Source organism: Actinopolymorpha sp. B9G3 (genome assembly GCF_040120725.1).
GTDB lineage: Bacteria > Actinomycetota > Actinomycetes > Propionibacteriales > Actinopolymorphaceae > Thermasporomyces.
Window position 1 is genome coordinate 100,754 of record NZ_JBEEAB010000016.1, and the last position, 16,246, is coordinate 116,999.

General features: G+C 68.0%; 15 protein-coding genes and 1 pseudogene. 3 read left to right on the forward strand and 13 right to left on the reverse strand.

What is annotated here, in order from left to right:
- Positions 1-31: 31 nt before the first annotated feature.
- From ABNF93_RS24735 to ABNF93_RS24755, 5 genes are all read right to left on the reverse strand, one after another.
- On the reverse strand, positions 32-814 hold the full coding sequence (locus tag ABNF93_RS24735) for a class I SAM-dependent methyltransferase (RefSeq protein ID WP_349330560.1): 783 nt from the start codon (positions 812-814) through the stop codon (positions 32-34).
- 39 nt (positions 815-853) lie between these two features.
- Positions 854-1,453, reverse strand: a complete 600-nt coding sequence (locus ABNF93_RS24740) for a ribonuclease FAU-1 family protein (RefSeq protein WP_349330561.1) — start codon at positions 1,451-1,453, stop codon at positions 854-856.
- Positions 1,450-2,076, reverse strand: coding sequence for a hypothetical protein (locus ABNF93_RS24745; RefSeq protein ID WP_349330562.1), 627 nt, complete (start codon positions 2,074-2,076; stop codon positions 1,450-1,452). The genes ABNF93_RS24740 and ABNF93_RS24745 overlap by 4 nt, the downstream gene beginning before the upstream one ends.
- A 191-nt stretch (positions 2,077-2,267) precedes the next feature.
- Positions 2,268-3,536, reverse strand: coding sequence for an MFS transporter (locus tag ABNF93_RS24750; protein ID WP_349330563.1), 1,269 nt, complete (start codon positions 3,534-3,536; stop codon positions 2,268-2,270).
- Between the two features lie 46 nt (positions 3,537-3,582).
- Positions 3,583-4,179, reverse strand: a complete 597-nt coding sequence (locus ABNF93_RS24755; protein WP_349330564.1) for a winged helix-turn-helix domain-containing protein — start codon at positions 4,177-4,179, stop codon at positions 3,583-3,585.
- Between the two features lie 97 nt (positions 4,180-4,276).
- On the opposite strand from ABNF93_RS24755, the gene ABNF93_RS24760 reads away from it, so the two are divergent.
- A complete protein-coding gene (locus ABNF93_RS24760; RefSeq protein WP_349330565.1) occupies positions 4,277-4,915 on the forward strand; it encodes a GNAT family N-acetyltransferase in 639 nt (212 codons plus the stop codon).
- Between the two features lie 60 nt (positions 4,916-4,975).
- Here the strand turns inward: ABNF93_RS24760 and ABNF93_RS24765 are convergent, their stop codons facing one another.
- The 3 genes from ABNF93_RS24765 to ABNF93_RS24775 are packed head-to-tail and all read right to left on the reverse strand — an operon-like array spanning position 4,976 to position 8,671.
- Positions 4,976-6,793 (reverse strand): hypothetical protein, encoded by a 1,818-nt coding sequence (locus ABNF93_RS24765; protein ID WP_349330566.1) that lies wholly within the window; start codon positions 6,791-6,793, stop codon positions 4,976-4,978.
- 24 nt (positions 6,794-6,817) lie between these two features.
- Positions 6,818-7,840 carry an aminoglycoside phosphotransferase family protein gene (locus tag ABNF93_RS24770; RefSeq protein WP_349330567.1) on the reverse strand — a complete coding sequence of 341 codons (1,023 nt, stop codon included), beginning with the start codon at positions 7,838-7,840 and terminating at the stop codon, positions 6,818-6,820.
- A 42-nt stretch (positions 7,841-7,882) separates the two neighbouring features.
- Positions 7,883-8,671, reverse strand: a complete 789-nt coding sequence (locus ABNF93_RS24775; RefSeq protein WP_349330568.1) for a TetR/AcrR family transcriptional regulator — start codon at positions 8,669-8,671, stop codon at positions 7,883-7,885.
- Between the two features lie 101 nt (positions 8,672-8,772).
- On the opposite strand from ABNF93_RS24775, the gene ABNF93_RS24780 reads away from it, so the two are divergent.
- Entirely contained in the window at positions 8,773-9,156 is a 384-nt protein-coding gene (locus ABNF93_RS24780) for a VOC family protein (protein ID WP_349330569.1), read from the forward strand.
- Between the two features lie 204 nt (positions 9,157-9,360).
- On the opposite strand, the gene ABNF93_RS24785 is transcribed toward ABNF93_RS24780, so the two are convergent.
- From ABNF93_RS24785 to ABNF93_RS24800, 4 genes and pseudogenes are all read right to left on the reverse strand, one after another.
- Positions 9,361-10,122 (reverse strand): phosphotransferase family protein, encoded by a 762-nt coding sequence (locus tag ABNF93_RS24785; protein ID WP_349330570.1) that lies wholly within the window; start codon positions 10,120-10,122, stop codon positions 9,361-9,363.
- 9 nt (positions 10,123-10,131) lie between these two features.
- Positions 10,132-12,597, reverse strand: a complete 2,466-nt coding sequence (locus ABNF93_RS24790) for a CehA/McbA family metallohydrolase (protein WP_349330571.1) — start codon at positions 12,595-12,597, stop codon at positions 10,132-10,134.
- A 99-nt stretch (positions 12,598-12,696) separates the two neighbouring features.
- Complete coding sequence (locus tag ABNF93_RS24795) at positions 12,697-13,170, reverse strand: GNAT family N-acetyltransferase (protein ID WP_349330626.1); 474 nt, start codon at positions 13,168-13,170, stop codon at positions 12,697-12,699.
- Between the two features lie 297 nt (positions 13,171-13,467).
- Positions 13,468-13,944 (reverse strand): annotated as a pseudogene (locus tag ABNF93_RS24800) (DUF1905 domain-containing protein); the annotation flags it as partial.
- Positions 13,945-13,975: 31 nt separating this feature from the next.
- Here ABNF93_RS24800 and ABNF93_RS24805 point away from each other — a divergent pair.
- Positions 13,976-15,022 (forward strand): acyltransferase domain-containing protein, encoded by a 1,047-nt coding sequence (locus ABNF93_RS24805; RefSeq protein ID WP_349330572.1) that lies wholly within the window; start codon positions 13,976-13,978, stop codon positions 15,020-15,022.
- Here ABNF93_RS24805 and ABNF93_RS24810 read toward each other — a convergent pair.
- Positions 15,019-16,212, reverse strand: coding sequence for a methyltransferase domain-containing protein (locus ABNF93_RS24810; protein WP_349330573.1), 1,194 nt, complete (start codon positions 16,210-16,212; stop codon positions 15,019-15,021). The two genes, ABNF93_RS24805 and ABNF93_RS24810, sit on opposite strands and share 4 nt — an antisense overlap.
- Between the last annotated feature and the right edge of the window lie 34 nt (positions 16,213-16,246).

Here is a 16,246-nt window from a genome sequence, read left to right on the forward strand (position 1 = left end):
GGCAAGTGCCCGGCCGCCCGCGACTCCGTGCCTACGTACGGGTTCCACGGACGGAGAAGGCGGCCGGGAGACTTGTGCCAGTCGGGACCTTGGTCCCCGACACGGTCGTGAAGGCGTTCTCGGCCGCGCGGAACTCGTGCAGGAAGTCGATCCTGATGCCAGCGTCGACCAGAGCCGTGACGATCTCGCCGACGGAGTGCGTCCATTCCCGCGACTCCTGGTGTGCCAGGCCGGGCTCGGAGACGGCGTAGGAGCCGTCACTGACGACGATCTCCGGGTCTGGCGAATGGAAGTAGCTGCCCTGCAAGGCGAGGCCGTCCTCGGTCTGAGACATCACCATGGCCAGGGGATGGAACTCGAGCAGGTAGAAGACGCCGCCAGGCTTGAGGAGCCGAGCGCAGACCTGCGCCCAAGCCGAGACGGTCTCGATCCACATCATGACGCCCTTGGAGAGAAACACGACGTCGAACGTGCCGTCGAGGACGTCGGCAGCCGCCATGACATCGGCGCAGACGAACTCCGCCTCGACACCGGTGCGGGTGGCGAGGGTGCGAGCGATGTCGACCGCCTGGCGGGAGAAGTCCAGCCCGGTGACGGAGGCGCCATGCCGCGCCCAAGACAGCGAGTCCATCCCGAAATGGCACATCAGGTGGGCGAGCCGCTTCCCGGTGACGTCGCCGACCTCGCGAACCTCCGTGTCCTCGAGTGTCTCCGCGCCCTGGACGAAGGACTCCACGTCGTAGTAGTCCGACGCCGCGTGCAGGGGAGCCAGCTCATCCCACAGCCGCTGGTTGACGGTCGTGTGCGTGTCCATGCGGCCAGCATGGCAGGCATGGGCTGAGCGGCGTACCGATTATCGACGGCGCGCAGGACTGCCGGACCCGACGGAAAACTGGTCGAGCCAGTACGCAGCGGATCCGTCGAAAGGCGCCATGGCACGTTCCATCATCGCGACGATCTCGGTACAGGAACGCCAGGCCTGCTCGATGTGGTCGGCAGGAATCGACCACGCCGCCGCCTCCTGTTCGACCTCGTGCTCATCCTGGACCGCGACAGTGCCGTCCGCATGGCGCACGACGTCCAGGACGAGGTCGACGAACTCCACGCCGGCTGGCGAAACGACGTGCGGCGTAGAAACGTCCACGCGATCCGGTGCCGGGTTGTCAAAGCTCTTGACCGTTCCGTCCACGCGAGAGGCAAGGAACGTGGCGTCGGGTCCGCCGAGACGCGCGACCCACCACCCCTGGTGGGGATAGCAGAAGACCTGCGCCGACTGGTACCGCAGGATGGTGCCGGAATCTCGATGGATCGGTGTTCCAGCCGGAAGGACCGCCCACTCACCCACGTCATCCCGACCGACGACCGTCTCGGTCCACGACGCGGCGACGTGGCCCGGCTGGCGGAGCTTGCGCGCGAGCCGGCGCGGGCGCTCGGCGTAGGTTTCCACCCTCATATGTCCGCTCCCACGGTTTCGCTCGCGCACGGTCGGCCGCGCGGTAGTGACCAGACGTGGATCGTACGCCGGGCAGACAGAACGTGCGCGTCGTCGAAACTCAGATCCACTGGCTCGTTGAGGTCGATCGGCAGGCAGCATGGCATGGCGATCACCAGCAGGTCCTCAGCGAACACGCTTGCCAAGGACGACGCCAGGCTGACATGGGAGTGAACGGCAACCACGACGGCGCGCGGGGCCGAGAACCGGCAGGTCTCGATCCGCTGCGGATGAAGCGTCAGTCGCGGTATCTCCGCCCAGCGCCTGGAGCTTCTCAACCGGGGGTCGACGGAGTGACATTCCCATGCGGTGTGCAGAGCGAAGGTGGCCGCCGTTCGTGGGGTCGACCCGTCGGCGACGGCGATGAGGAGAATGTGAGGATCCGCGGGCGGGAACTCCGCCCGGAAACGGAGAGCCGCCGCTCTCGCCGCGTAGCTTTCCGTTACCTCCTTGGCGTTCGGGAAGACCCGGGACTTGGCGAGCCTCGCTCCCACCGTCGTACGAACGAACCGGTCGAGATAACGCGAAGGCTGGATCGATGGGGAGGGCAGGGCTGCTGCGGATGGCGGTACTGGCGCGGACATGGACGGCTCCTAGAGAACACGCCGGGAGCAGCGATCCGTCTCCACGATCCAGCACGAGCATGGACGCGGAGAGGACCGTGGCTCCCAAGCGCGCTAGGCCGAAGGCCGCTTGCGCTACGTTCACGATCTTCCCGGAGGAAGCCGTGAGCTATCTCTTGGTTTACCCGGTACGGTCAGTTGTCCTCAGCAGGCTATCGCGTTTTGCCCGACGATCGCTGGGCGGCCGACGGTGATCGGATGGCGCGGCTAACGGTGGCGATGACAGCCATGAGAATCACCCACGCCGTCAGGGAAAGCACGGACACCACCAGCCCGAAGTGCCCAAGGCTGAATCCCGCAAGGCCGAGCCCAATCGGAGCGGCCAGGCTGGTGAAGAAGCCACGGGCACTGCTCGCGCGCCCTTGCAGCTCTGGCGGCGTCACGCCCATCTGGTGAGTGGTGACGGCTGTGCTGCCGGTCGGGCCCATCGCGAACATCACCGCGAAGAGCGCGCCGATCACATACGTACTGTCGACCACGAGAAACAACGGGATGAGTGCGGCCCACAGGCATCGGTTCGCGACGAGGATCGTCCGCACGCTCAGCCGTTGCACGAGGCGTGGCGCGAACAGCGCACCAGCGAGGGTGCCGACGCCGGCGAACGTCATCAACAGGCCCGTGGTCGCGGCGGAGTCTCCGCGCTGGCCGGAGACCACGATGGCGATGATCGACAGAGCGTTCGAGACCAGGTTGTTTCCGGAGATCAGCAGCAGGGTGACGCGAAGGAACGGCTGGTGCCAGATCCATCGCAGGCCGCTGACCAGTTCCCGACCTCCCACGCTCCACCAGCCGACCGTCGCCGCCCGAGCTGTCAGCGTGGACGGCATCGGCGTACGGATGAACGCAATGCAGGCGAGCGACACGAGCGACGACGCCGCGTTGGCGGCAAATGGGAACACTGGCGCGAGCGCGAACAGCAGACCACCCAGCGGGGGACCCGCGAGCACTGCGGCGGCGCCCCGAGCTTCACTTCGGGCCAGGGCAAGGGGAAGTTGGTCGGTGCGTACGACCTGACGTACTGCGGTCTCCTCGGCGATGCCGAAGAAGGTGGCGAGGGTGGCGCCGACGATTTCCACGGCGAGCACCAAGCCGATGCTCACCCAGTGACCGGCGACGGCGGACACGAGGATCGCCTGGGTCACGAGCTGGCCGGCACCGCACGCGAGCATGAGCCGACGCTTGTCGCACCGGTCGACGAACACACCCGCCGGCAGGCCGACGACAAGGCGGGCAATGACTCCGACCGCCATGACGAGTCCCACCTGCGCAGGGGAATGCGTCACGTCGAGGATCAGCAGGGGATAGGCCACCATGCACGAGGTGGATCCGAGCGCGGCCACCGACTGGCCGGACCACAGCAGGGTGAAGTCGCGATTCGCACCGAGCAGTCGGCCCGGCCTTTCCGGCGCGGTTTTCGACATGATCGACTGCTCCCGCCCAGGTGAGTTCGAAGGTCAGGTCGACTACTCAGGCAAGCTCGGTGAGATCGACGGGTACGGCGTACATCGCGACATGCACGGGATGGGCACCGGCTTCGGGTGACCCGCTGAGCTGGGTGTAGCGCTCCAGGACCTCGAACAGCTCGGCACCGAGCGCCGCGAGTTGCTGCCGCGTGAGGCGCAACGGGTTGCTGGACATGGTGGCGACATTGCGCCAGGCGCTCGGGAGTGCGTGCCGCCCTTCGATGAACGCCTCGACCTGTTGGGCGTCGCGGGCGAGCAAGGTCCGGGCGAACTCGTCCGCCGCGCTGGCGGCCGCCCTGCCCTCGCCGGGTCGGTGGACGTAGGACAGGCCGGTTGGCCGCAGCCGCCACGGTCTGGCGCGCCCCTTGCCTTCGCCGGTCTCCTCGGTCAGTCCGTACTTCCCGAGGAGATTCAGGTGGTACGAACACACCTTCGGCGTGAGGCCCAGGAACTCAGCGCAGCGGCTCGCCGTGAGCGGTCCTTCGCGGCGCAGCAGGTAGAGCAGGTCCAGGCGGACCGGATGCGCGACGGCTCGCAACGCCCGGGGATCGGTGCCACCGTTGTCGTGGGCATCGTCGGAACGACCCTTCTCGGAAGGCATGTTCCGATAGTAGTGGTCGCCTTCTCCCTGTCAAGGTCACGGGAGATCAGGCGCAAATTGCTTGGCCACAGGTCGCGCCTAGCTGATAGACGAAGACATGCTGCCCACTGATCCGCGGATCCTCTGGTCGGTCCAACTGCGGCTGGAGTGCAAGGCCGTGAACGACACTGGCCGGATCGTGCGGGTCCCTGGTGACAACCCCGACGGGATCGCCACCTGCTCCGTTGTGCGCTTCGTCGATGGTGACCAGGTCGTCTTCTGCGAGGACGCCGACGACGACCTGATCGCCCGTACGTCGTTGCTCGAGCCTGGATTGTTCTTCCTCGACACAGAACTGGCCGCGCAAACGGTCGCGGGAGGGCGGCCCACCGCCGTGGGGTGCTTTCATACGTACGTCTTTCCAGAGACGGAACGCCAGCATCCGGACGTCGTGCGGACGGGCGCGGAGGAGTACGCGTGTGTGGTCGACGGGCGCGCGGTGTCGTGGGCCAGCTCGGCACGCAGCAACAGCGACGCCGCTGAGCTGTGGGTGAGAACCGACCCGGCATTCCAGCGCCAGGGACATGGGCGTCGGGTCGCCCACGCCTGGGCTGCGGAGGTCATGTCGGCGGGCAAGGTCGCTTTCTACAGCCATCTCCACGGAAACGACGCGTCGCGTCGGCTCGCGGCCCAGCTTGGCGTCGTCCACGTCTTCGACGTTGCCACGATCACGCTTGACGGGTCCGCCGACAGGTGACCGCGTCCCGGGCGGACCCGCGGCGAGAATGCGCACACACAGGTTGCTCTGACCGATGCCTCAGTTCGATCCGGAGGGCACAAAACGCTTGGCAGGAAAGGCCCCGACGTCCCGGAGAAACGCGAACCGCCCGCCGAACTGCGACGCGAGTGGTCCGATGTCGTTTCCCCACACGTCCTCGAGGAGCGGATAGTCCTCCTGGGCGACCGCGAGCCGAGCCAGCGGCTTCACCGGCACCAGACTCGTCAGCTCACCCATCATCGTGAACGTGTCGGAGGGCAGCACGTACAACGTCGCATCCACGAACGGCCGCGCGGCTAGTCCGGCGTACTCCACGGCCAGGGAGAAGCACCGGCGCGGCGTTCCGTCGGGGTTCCTGCCCCACCACACGCCGTTGCTCATGGACGAAACCTTCGACCGGTCGACGATCCCGAAGTACATCGCCATCAGGGCATGGTCCACCGCGAAGACACCAGGCTGGCCTGACGTACGACCGCCACCCCAACTGCGACTGCGTGGATGCAGCACGTCGATGCCGGGTGTCGCCGAACCGTGCAGCACCACACCGTGCCGCTCGACCAGGTAGTGCAGGAACTGCCACTTCGGTACCGCGAGCTGGTAGTCGAGATCGCCGCCGTCGGCCTGTGCCCATTGGCGTTCACAGTCGGCGGCGATGGCGTCGAGGTCGACGTCGGGTTGCGCGAAATACAGGCCCCACTGCCAAGCGGCCGGATCGAGGTGGGCGTAGCGGCCGGACTGCAACGGTGACGGTCTCACGGACTCGTGGAAAGCACGCGGCAAGAGCCGGCGCAGCAGGTCGCCGCGCAACGGTTCCGGCAGTCGAGGTGCCGCCCGAACGTCGCCTGCGACCGTACGCCCGAACCGGCCGAAGAATGCCATCGCCAGGGCGGCATTCCGGCGTACGTCTGAATCGTCGTGGTCGAGGTGTGCGACCAATGTGCCAAGGAGATCGGCACAGGCTCGCCCGACCGGCTCGACCCGTTGTGGCCGTGGTGTGTGGACGGAGCGCGACTCCCACCACGGCCACTCCTGGCTGGCCTCCGGCCGCCGCGGGTAGCCGGGAGCGATGTGGGAAAGAGCCCGCAGGAGGCCGATCCGCAGCCAGCGGTCCGCCTGCGGCAGCGTCGTTCCGATGGTCGCGGCCACCGCCTCGCCCGAAGGGCCGATGCGGGTCAGGGTGTGGGCCGCGGTGAGGCGTTCCCGCAGCGGGGCCGAGTGGTCGTCGAGGGCCGACGCCACCATCGGGTGAGTGTCGGCGGCACGGGTACCGAGACTGGCCAGCGCCCGCATCGCGGAGGTCCTCACCGGCGACGGCGACGTGTCGTGCCCGAGGGCCTGACGAAGGATCGGGAGCGCCCGTTGCCTACCGGCGGAGGCCAACGCCGGCAGAGCGATCGCCAGCTCCTCGCCTTGGTCGCGGAATGCCGCCGTGAGGGCGTCGAACGCGTCGACCGCAGGTGGTCCGAGTTCGCCGACGAGCGAGGCGGCCTCGGTTCTGGTCGTACGATCCGCATCGTGCAGTGAGTCGATGATGACCTCGACCACGCCGTCGAACGCACCGGCGTACGTCAGTGTCTTGGCAGCGGCGAGCCGCACCGGACCGCGGTCTCTGAGCAGTCGCCGAGCTTTGGAGAGTCCGGGTTCGCCCAGCAGCGACAGGGCTTCGGGGACCTGGACCAGCCGGATCGCGCCCTCGGGATGGGACAGGCCCGTGACGAGCTCGGCGAGGCCGTCGGCGCAGTCGAGGTAGGCGAGTCGGACCGCAGCATTGAGGCGTACCTGGGAGTCGGAATCTGTCAGCGCGTCGCGGAACTCCGCCACCTCCTGCTCGCGAGTCCGCCTTCGTGAGCCGCCCATTCAACCAATGCTGGCACAAAATGATCAGTCGTGGCCGAGTCGATCGAGCGCTGTCCGGATGAAGCCGTCGCGACGCTCGGTCAATGTTGCCGCGTCGAGGTCCGGACGCCCTTCTGCGTGGATGATCTCGACGAAGCTGTCGAGTTCGACGTCGGTGTTCAGGGCGGCGGTGATGTCCCAGTAGGCGACGTTCTCCGCCTTGCGGCCGCTGGCCTCTTCCCAGCCGGTGAGGATCTCACCGGGTGCGTTCGGTCCGAAGAGAATGGCCGCATCCCAGCGCAGTGAGCCCAGGTCGACTCCGTAGTGGCCGGCACCAGCGGCGTCCCAGTCGATCATCCCGACGTACGAATCGCCGTCCCACATCGTGTTGGCGTGCCAGAGGTCGCCATGGACGAAGACGGTTTCGCCGCGTGGTGGTGTCATGTCCTGCAGACGATCGTCCGCCTCGTCGAGCAACGGCGTCGATCGGGTCTCCCGCAGCACGGTGTGGGCCTCGTCCTGAGATGGGGCCAGCCCCACGTTGCGCCACTCCGCCACGATGGCGTCGCGCTCCTGTGCGTCGGTCGTCTGCTGGTATCTCCGCGCCCATCGACGTTCCGCGGCGCGGTCGACCCACGGCATGTGGTGGGTACGCAGCGGAAGATCGGGCCGTGGGGCAAGCGGTACGGAGTGGACCGCTGCGGCGGCGGCGCCGAGGGCGCGGAGGCGTTGAGGTGTCGCCACTCGCGGAATCCTTGTGCTGCCAGGGAGTACGGCGGTCAATATGGCCAGAAACCCAGCGGCTGCTTCCTTTTCGAAGGCGAGCAGGCGTGGCGTGGGAAGCCGGTGCTGCTCCGCCCACGCGAGTGCCGTTCCTTCCGTGCGGAGCTCATGCCATTCCGGCGGCCCGGTCTTGAGTACAGCGTCGATGGTCGTCCGGCCGTCGGTGAGGCGGAGAAGCCATGGACCGTCGTCGCCAGCTCGCAGGCTGCGGCTGCTTTCGACGACGGCCCCCGCGCCCACGGCGTTGGCCGCCCAGCGAAGGACCTGCTCTGGTGGCGTCGACACAGGGAGAAGCTAGGTCTCTTTGATCGCCCGCGTCGATCCCTTTTAGCCTTCGAGAGTGCTGCGGCGGTCGTCGACGAGGGCGGCGAGGCCGTCAAGCACGCGTTGCAGTCCGAAGTCGTACGCATGGGAAGGGCTGTACGCCGCACCGTGAGCCGCACCGGCCGCGGCGCCCACGCGGACCGCGCGAGGGTACTTCGCCTCGTCGAACACCCGCTCCAGCAGCGGTGCGTTCGCCTCCCACCACTGCTCATCGGTCAGGTCGGAGTCGCGACGAGCCGCGGCAACGTCGGCGGCGGAACGCGCGGATGCCTGGACGAAGCTCAACACGAAGGTCAGCGCCGCATCGGTGTCCACGTCGTCGAGGCCCACACCGTCGAACGCGCTCAGCTCGTGCTCGTACTTCGCGATCGCGCCCGGCCCCAGCGTGGGTCTGCTGGTGGAGACGGTGGCCATCCAGGGGTGCTGTTCGTACATCGCCCGGTTGTCGCCCGCCACCGCCTCGACCCGTCGCCGCCACGCCGCGTTCGCCGGCAGGGTCGTGCGTGGCATCTGGGCGTAGATCGTGTCGAGCATGAGGTCGACGAGCTCTCCCTTGCCGGGAACGTACGTATAGAGCGACATCGGAGCCCTCCCGAGCTCCTGCGCGACCCGGCGCATCGTCACCGCCGGTAGGCCCTCGGCATCGGCGAGATCGATCGCGACCGTGACGATCTGGTCCACGGTCAGACCCTGGCGTGGTCCTCGCTGCCCACCCGCCGCCGCGCCCCGGTCGCGCCACAGCAGTTCGAGGGTGCGTGCCGGGTCGCCTGCGCTGCTGCGGTCACTGGACATGTCGGACCTTCCGGGTCGGCGTTCGTCAGATTACTCCGTACGACGTACAATGTACGGCGTACGGCATTGTTGCCTCGACTCTATCGCTCCTGGAGGGCTCTATGAAGATCACTTCGTCCGCAGTGTCGCTCAACGTCGACGACGTGGCGGCCTCCGCCGAGTTCCTGGCCACCCACTTCGGCTTCCGCGAGGAGCTGGCGGCGGACGGGTTCGCGTCACTGACCCGCGACGACGCCGGGATGAACGTGGTCTTCCTGCGGCGCGGGCTCGAGTCGCTGCCGGAGGACCAGCGCAACGACCACGCGTCCGGGCTGATCCTCGCCTTCGTCGTCGACGATCTCGAAGGCGAGCTGGCACGGCTGGAGGCGGAGGGGGTCACGATCACGATGCCGCTGACCGTGGAGGAGTGGGGCGAGCGGGCCTTCCAGGTACGCGACCCCAATGGCGTCATCGTCCAGCTCGTCGACTGGAAGGCCGCGGCGTAGGCGCACCACCGGTCGCCTCGACTACACCGCCGCGGCGAAGGTGCAGCTACCGTCCGAGACGCTGGACGCGATCCGCGACCTCGGTCGTACGCACGCCGCAGATCCCCTGCCCTGGTAGGGATCGTCGCCTGCCACCGCTCGAACTGTTGGAGGTTCGTCGCCTTCTTAAGTCGACCAACCTCCAACAAGTCGCCCGGCTGGCGCTCAGGTCAGCCGCGCGACAGCCGCCTCGATGCGGGCGATCCATTCCCGCGCGTCGGGTGAACCTTCCGGCGTGTCCGCGAGGCTGAGGAACGCCTGCGAAACGGCCGCGGCGAGCACGAGGTCGAGGCCGGCGCAGTCGCCGTACGCCGCGAACACGTCGGGCCAGCGCGGCGGCGGCACGGACGAGACCAGCAGCCACGCGAGGTCGGTGACGCCGGGGGCGAGGCTCACGTCCTCCCAGTCGAGGAGTGCGAGGGTGCCGTCGGGTCCCGTCCGCATGTTGCGCAGCGACGCGTCCCCATGGACCAGGGTGAGCGGTCCGGCGGCGGATCCGGCGCGCGCCAGCTCCGGCACGGCTCCGACGAGCCGCTCGCCCTGGTCACGAGCACGCGCCGTGACGTCGCGACGGGCGGCGAGGATCGGCCAGGTACGGTCGTAGAGCTGGCCGACCAGATCACCACCAGCGCCGCTCCGGCGCAGCCACGGCCACTGACCGGCGGCTTCGTTCTCGAAGCGTCGGTGAAGGCCGGCGAGGACGCGAGCGGCAACAGCGGGGTCGGCGCCCTGCCGCCACGTCGACAGGTCCTCGAGGACGAGCCGGGTGCCGGCGGGACCCGCCTCCGCCTCGAAGCAGGCGGGGGTGCGCACGCCGACCACGGGCGCGACCTCCCGGTAGAACCGCACCTCCGCCTCGAACACCTGGAGCGCGTCGGGAATCGACCCCGGCACCGGAGGATCCCGCCGCTTGACGAACCCAGACATACAGCTAGCTCAGCGGCGGGCGTCGAGGGCGCGAAGTGCCTCGTCGAAGGGGCGTTGCAGCCAGGCCAGGTGATCCGCCTCGCCGTGGTGGTGGGTCGTGAGGTGGTCGGCCCGGCGCGGAGCCGTGTGGCGTACGTACTCCCGCGCGCCCTCGACGAGCGTGCGCATGTAGTGCAGGCCTTCCGGATCGGCCATTCCCCACGGTCCACCGCTGGCGAGGTAGACCGGCGAGGTGTGGGCGAAGACCTGCCGCCCCCATTCGTCCAGATGCGTCTGGGTGCCGAACGCCCGGGCGGCGATCCAGGCGCTGCCGTCGATGCGTACGTCCTGGGTGAGGGAGAGCCGGCGGTCGCCGCTGTCGCCAGTCGAGTCGGGCGTGGCCGTGCCGACGACCTCGCCGTTGCACACGATCTCCAACGTACGCAGGGGAAAGATGCTGGTGACCTGTGCCTCGACGGTGACCGTCCCTGGCCCGGACAGCTCCACCATGTCGCCCGGCTGCCGGCCGTCGACCCGGAGATCCAGCAACGGCCCGCCGGACAGGAAGGTCCGCCCTGCCCGGACTGCCGCGCACCACGCGTCGTAGCTGAACTCCTGGTTGCCGTCGAGCCGGGCGTACGTGCGGTAGAGCCCGACCGGCACGGCGCTGGACATCTTGTCCGTACCACCCACGAGCGGGAGGCGGTAGCCGGAGTTGAGGTAGCGGTAGTACTCGCGCAGGTTGTCCTCACCCTGGGCGAGCATCTCCACCGCGTCGGCGCGTCCGGTGGCGACGAGCACGGCGGGTTCGCCGTTGGGGTTGGGGAAGTGCGCGGCGACAACCGTGCCACCCTGCGCGTGGGTACGGTCGGCCCAGTCGCTGAGGTTGGTGTCGAGCGCACCGCCCAGCTCCGCCTCGTCGGGACCGTCGCTGCACCACGGCATGACGGGTTCCTTCAACCCCCACAGGACCATGTGACCAAGGGCGTGCTGGCGATTCTCCTGGCCGACGTAGGTGAGGTAGTCGCCGCCATGCACCCCGCCCACGCCGCTCGGGCGGCCGGTGAACTCCTCGGTGCTCGTGAACAGTGCACCCCACTGGGACTGCAGCAGGTTGACGACGCGCAGGTCCTCGCCGAGCTGTTCCAGCTGCGCGCCGGCCGTGGACAGGAAGTGGACGTGGGAGTCGCCGGACCACCAGCCGTTCGCGGCCATGTCGGTGACCCGGTTGAGCCGCAGGGTCAGCTCCCGCTGGCCGGGTTCGATGCGTACCGTCTCGCGCAGCGGCGCGTACTCGAACCCCCGGGCCACGTCGACGACGACCTCGCCCCGTGGCAGCCATCCCTGGCACTTTCCGTCGATGTAGGCGTAGGTGGACTGGCCCATCCGGACATCGCCGCCGACGTCGTAGTGCCAGCTGTTGAGGTTCTGCGCGACGTGGTTGTGGTGGCCGTGCGGTTGGTACGGAATCCCTTCGGGGGAACGGAAATGCACCCGGCACGGCACCTGCTTGCCGGTGGCGTCGTCGAGCACCGTGACGTGCACCCAGTTGCGGCCGGAGTCGGCCAGCTCGACCCGTACCCGCCCCGTGTCGGCGTGCCCGTCGCGTTCGACATCACCCCAGGTGACCTGGCCGAGATCCTCGTCCCGCTGCCGCAGGACGAGGGTGGCCGACGGGATCGCCGCGACGCCCGCGTAGGCGGGGCTGGCGGGTGGCGGTGCGTTGGCCGCGCCGTAGCCCGGCCGGTCGTCGACAGTCGTCGGCAGCGGCTGCGGATAGGTCGCGACACCGCGGTCGACCTCGATGCTGAGCACGTCGTCGCGGGCGGCAAGGTCGGGATCGGTGACCTCGAGCCGCACCGGCCTCGCAGGCCCGTTGACGAACGGATGCTCGTCGGCCTGGCTGAGCGTGAGTGCCGCCACGAGGAACGCCGGGCCGCGCGGGATGAGCTCGATCCGCTCGATGGTCTTCTCGGGGTGCGGGTTCTCCCAACACCACAGCCAGTACGCCTTGACCCATCCCTTGTGGTGCTCGGTGAGACGGTAGCCGGCGCCGTCCCAGCGGCCCTCGAAACGCGGCTCGTTGCCGTCGGGGGTGTCCGAGACCGCGAGGAACGCGTCCCGGCCCCACTCGGTCGGGACGACCTGGATCTCGAACCGCTCCCGGATGGGCACGGTGACGACTTCGCCGCCGGCGAGGTGGAAGGCGTAGTCGGCGACCTGCGTACCGACTCCGTGCCCGGCAGGCCTCGTGGGCTCGAGCAGGCGATGGGCGACGATCACGCGGCTGGCCTGTTGGCCGACAGCGATCGACACCGGCGTCTGCGGCTGGGGCGCGATGAAGCACCGCTGTGCCGCCGGGTCGTCGCCGCCGACCTGGAACGGCAGCCCACGAAGCTGCACGCGACCGAGCGGGGCATCGTCAGCAGGGTCGCCGAGAACGTCGACACCTGCGTTGCAGTACGGATGAAGATCCACGGGCTCATATCCGGCCATCGGCCGATCGTAACGTTCGCCGGTGAACCGGGCGCAGTGCTTTTAAGCGGCCAGGCCGTGTCTCCTAGATTCGCGGAGGCGGGACTGATCCGAACGCAGCTAGAAATCGATGCGCATGACGATGCGCCTGAGGGTGGGCCTGCTCACCTCGACCAAGCCGGCGGCGGCGAAGACGCTGGGAGTGCCGAAGTGCCCGACCTCGCTGGTGTGGGGATAGGCCTCCAGGGCACGGGCGCCGCGTTGTCGGGCGAAGTCGACGGCGGCCCGGGCGAGTGCTCGGCTGATACCGCGGCGCCGAAAACCGGCCCGGGTAAGGATGCAGGTCACCGCCCACACGCTGGCATCGCTCTTGTCCTCGGTCCGACCGACCCACGGTGTGGGACATTGGCTCAACAGGCGCGGGTTAGCAGATCGCGGGTCCACCGCGCACCAGCCGACCGGCTCACCGTCGAGGTAGGCGACCAGGCCGGTCGTCTGAGCCGACTCCGGCTGCCCGCAGGCGGTCTGCTCTCGGAGCCGGGGGGCGAGCTCGGCGGCTCCAACCGTGGCGATACAACGCTCTCTGGGCTGCATCTTGTACCGCTGGCACCAGCAGATGGACGAAGAGCCGCGTACGCCGAAGATCGCTTGCAAGTCTTCCCAGGTTGCCTCGTTCGCTGGGACGATCCGGAGCTGATCGTCGGTGACCTGTGGCCTGCTGCGAGCCTTTGCGACGCCTGGTCCGCGGCGCCCAGTCCGTTGATCGTCTCCGCTACGGGGTTCGCGTCGCCCGGCTACCCGATGTGCTTTTCGATTGGCTTGATCAGAAGGCGCCCGAGCGGGATCCTGACTTTTCTGCAGCGCTGGTGCAGCGGCGGTGAGATGGATCGTGACGGTGTCCCCGTCGGCGAGCCCCCTGGGCTTGCGCACCGAGTCTCGTATCGGGAGGACGTAACGCCCGTCCTTGGGCCACAACGATGTCGCCCACTCCGTCTCACCGATACGCGCCCGAACCCGGATCATGCCCCGGTAGTAGGTGCCAGAGGACACCATCTTCAGCTCGAGGCTCTCCTCCTCGGGCACCCTGACGAAGTAGTACGGCGCGGGCCCGCGCCACTGAAAGATCTCGCCACTGAACTCAAGCTCCAGGCGGTCATGTCCCTCAGCCTTGGATGCTTGCTCCCTTGGCATCTCGGCATCTCTCCCCAGCAGCCCACGGACCGATGCCGCGGCCAGCACGGTAACACCGGCGACAGCGATACACCGCTCCACGTCCACAACCGGACCCGACCCTGCCGCGATGGGGTGTAGCGTCATCGCAAACATCCGTGGCGTGGCGGCCAGTATGCCGTCAAGCAGAATCCGCATGCCTGACCAGTAGCGGAAGGACCTGCCTGACGTGTCTTGTGACCGCGATCTGACCGTCAATCCGCCCGAGACTTCTGCCTTCGACGTGGACCTTGCGGCGTTGGTCCGTGAACTGGACCTACCTGCCGAGGCCGTTAACTGGTTGGAGCGAATCGACCGGCCAGCTACCTCGCCCGGGCTGGTGTTGCCCGACGATGCGGAGGCAGCGCAGCAGTTGGAACGCCTCGGCGTCGAGGAGGAGGACCGCGACGAGACGCTGGCCTCTCGCCCCGATCCGCACACGCACCCCGCACTGTGGTGGGTGCTGGACCGCGCCTACCACGCGCTACTCGCCACTATGGGCGAGGCTGTACCGATCGAGGGCCACTCGGGATGGCCGGTGCGGTTCTCCCCGGAGACCGGACCGGTAGGCCGGCACGTGCCTGTCTGGATGTATCTGGCCGTTCTTCCCGAGGTACGTCGCTACCACGCCGAGCGCGGGATTCCCGATGACGTGTCCTGGAGCAGCCTGACCGGGCTCGCGGCAGTGATGCAGAAGCACCGATCCGTCACCGGGCTCAGCGGCATCGGACTCTTCGGGTTCGGGACAAGCGCAATGCTGCTCTTTCGAGGAGCGCAATACAGACTCGGACAGTTGGAGTTCAACCGTGGGGCCATCTCGTTGTCCGACGGCCCGTGCGGATACGCGCTCTCCGTCCACGTTCCCCCGGTCCGGCCGCTGTCTCCGAGCTTGTGCGATGAGTCGTTCACCCAGGCACGGGAATTCTTCTTCCGCCACTTTCCTGAGGAACCGGTGACGTTCTTCACCTGCGGATCCCGGCTGTTGGACCCCCAACTCGCCGACTACCTGCCAGAGAGCTCCAACATCGTCCAGCTCCAACGGCGCTTCCACCTACTACCTGTCCACACCGAAGCTGATCTACCACCGGCCGATGGGGACCTCGCGGAGTACGTGTTCGGCCGCTCCTACCCCGACCTCGACGACTACCCGCAGGAAACCACCCTGCAACGCGCCTACGTCGCCCACCTTCGTTCCGGCGGTCACTGGTATGAGCGCACCGGCTGGCTGCCGTTCTAGGCCCTTGGCGGCGACAGCGTGTCCGCACGTCGGATCGTGGCGAGCCAGGCCGGTGAGCCGTCACCGCCAAAGCGGGTCTCGTAGCGGGTCGCACGGATGTCGACGACATGCCAGCCGTCGGCGAACGCCGAACAGATCTCGGCTCGGCTGATCCGGCGCGGTCCGCCGTCTCCGGCCACCGCATCACTGAAGCACAGCAGGTGAACAGTCCCGTTCGGCTCAATCACAGTGCCGAGGCTGTCGACGTACCTGGCCCGTTCCTCGTCATCGAAGGTATGGAAGAGCCCAGAGTCGAGCACTGTGTCGAAACGCTGCTGCAGTCGCTGCAGTTGCAGGGCGTCCTCGACTTTGAAGGTCACCGTCAGGTTTCGTTCGCTGGCCTTGCGGCAAGCGATTTCGATGGCGGTGGGAGCGACATCGACGCCCCAGGCCTCGAAACCCGCCGCGGCGAACGCCAGCGCGTTCTCGCCAGTGCCGCAACCCGCGTCGAGAACGCGACCATGAACGGCTCCCGCGTGTTCGGCGAGCTGGAGGAACGCCGACTGCGGGCGGCCGGAGTCCCACGGCGGGGAAGCGTCCTGGTACGAGTGGTCCCAGGGAACCCTGGTGAGGCGTTCGTGGCGGGTGGGAGCCCGCTCGACCTTCTCCATCTGGATCTCGGTGATGTGGGGAGAGTCCAGCAGGCCGGTGTCGGAAAGGATTCTGTCGACCGTATCGTCGAGTGAGCTGGACTCGTCGATGAGGCGTTCGGTCACGAACGTCAGGCAGTCCTGCTGTCGGTACCAGCTCTCCATGTCGGCCGGCGTGAACGCGGTCGCCTGTGGTCGCGTGGCATGGCGGCGTACCGTCTCGGCTAAGGAAACGTCGAAGTAGTAGAAGTACGTAGGGCCGCGGTGGTCCCGGTGCAGGCGGGCGAGCATCGACTCGTACCTGTCGGCGTACAGGATTCCTTCCAGGACGACGTGGTAGCCATGGTCGAGTGCATAGCGCGCCGTCTGCTCGATGAGGCCGATGTTCGCCATCCCGGGATAGTCGTGTTCGCGCAGGATGGTGCGGCGGATGATGTCCTGGCAGACCCACGCAAGTCCACGTCCGTACGCCTCGCGGATGGCTTGGGCCGCGGTGCTCTTGCCCGAGCCTGAATTGCCGCGCAGCACGATGAGCCGGGTCGATTCGGAGCCGACGTCCATCTGGGGAGCCTACTGTGGCCACGGTCCGGGTCGG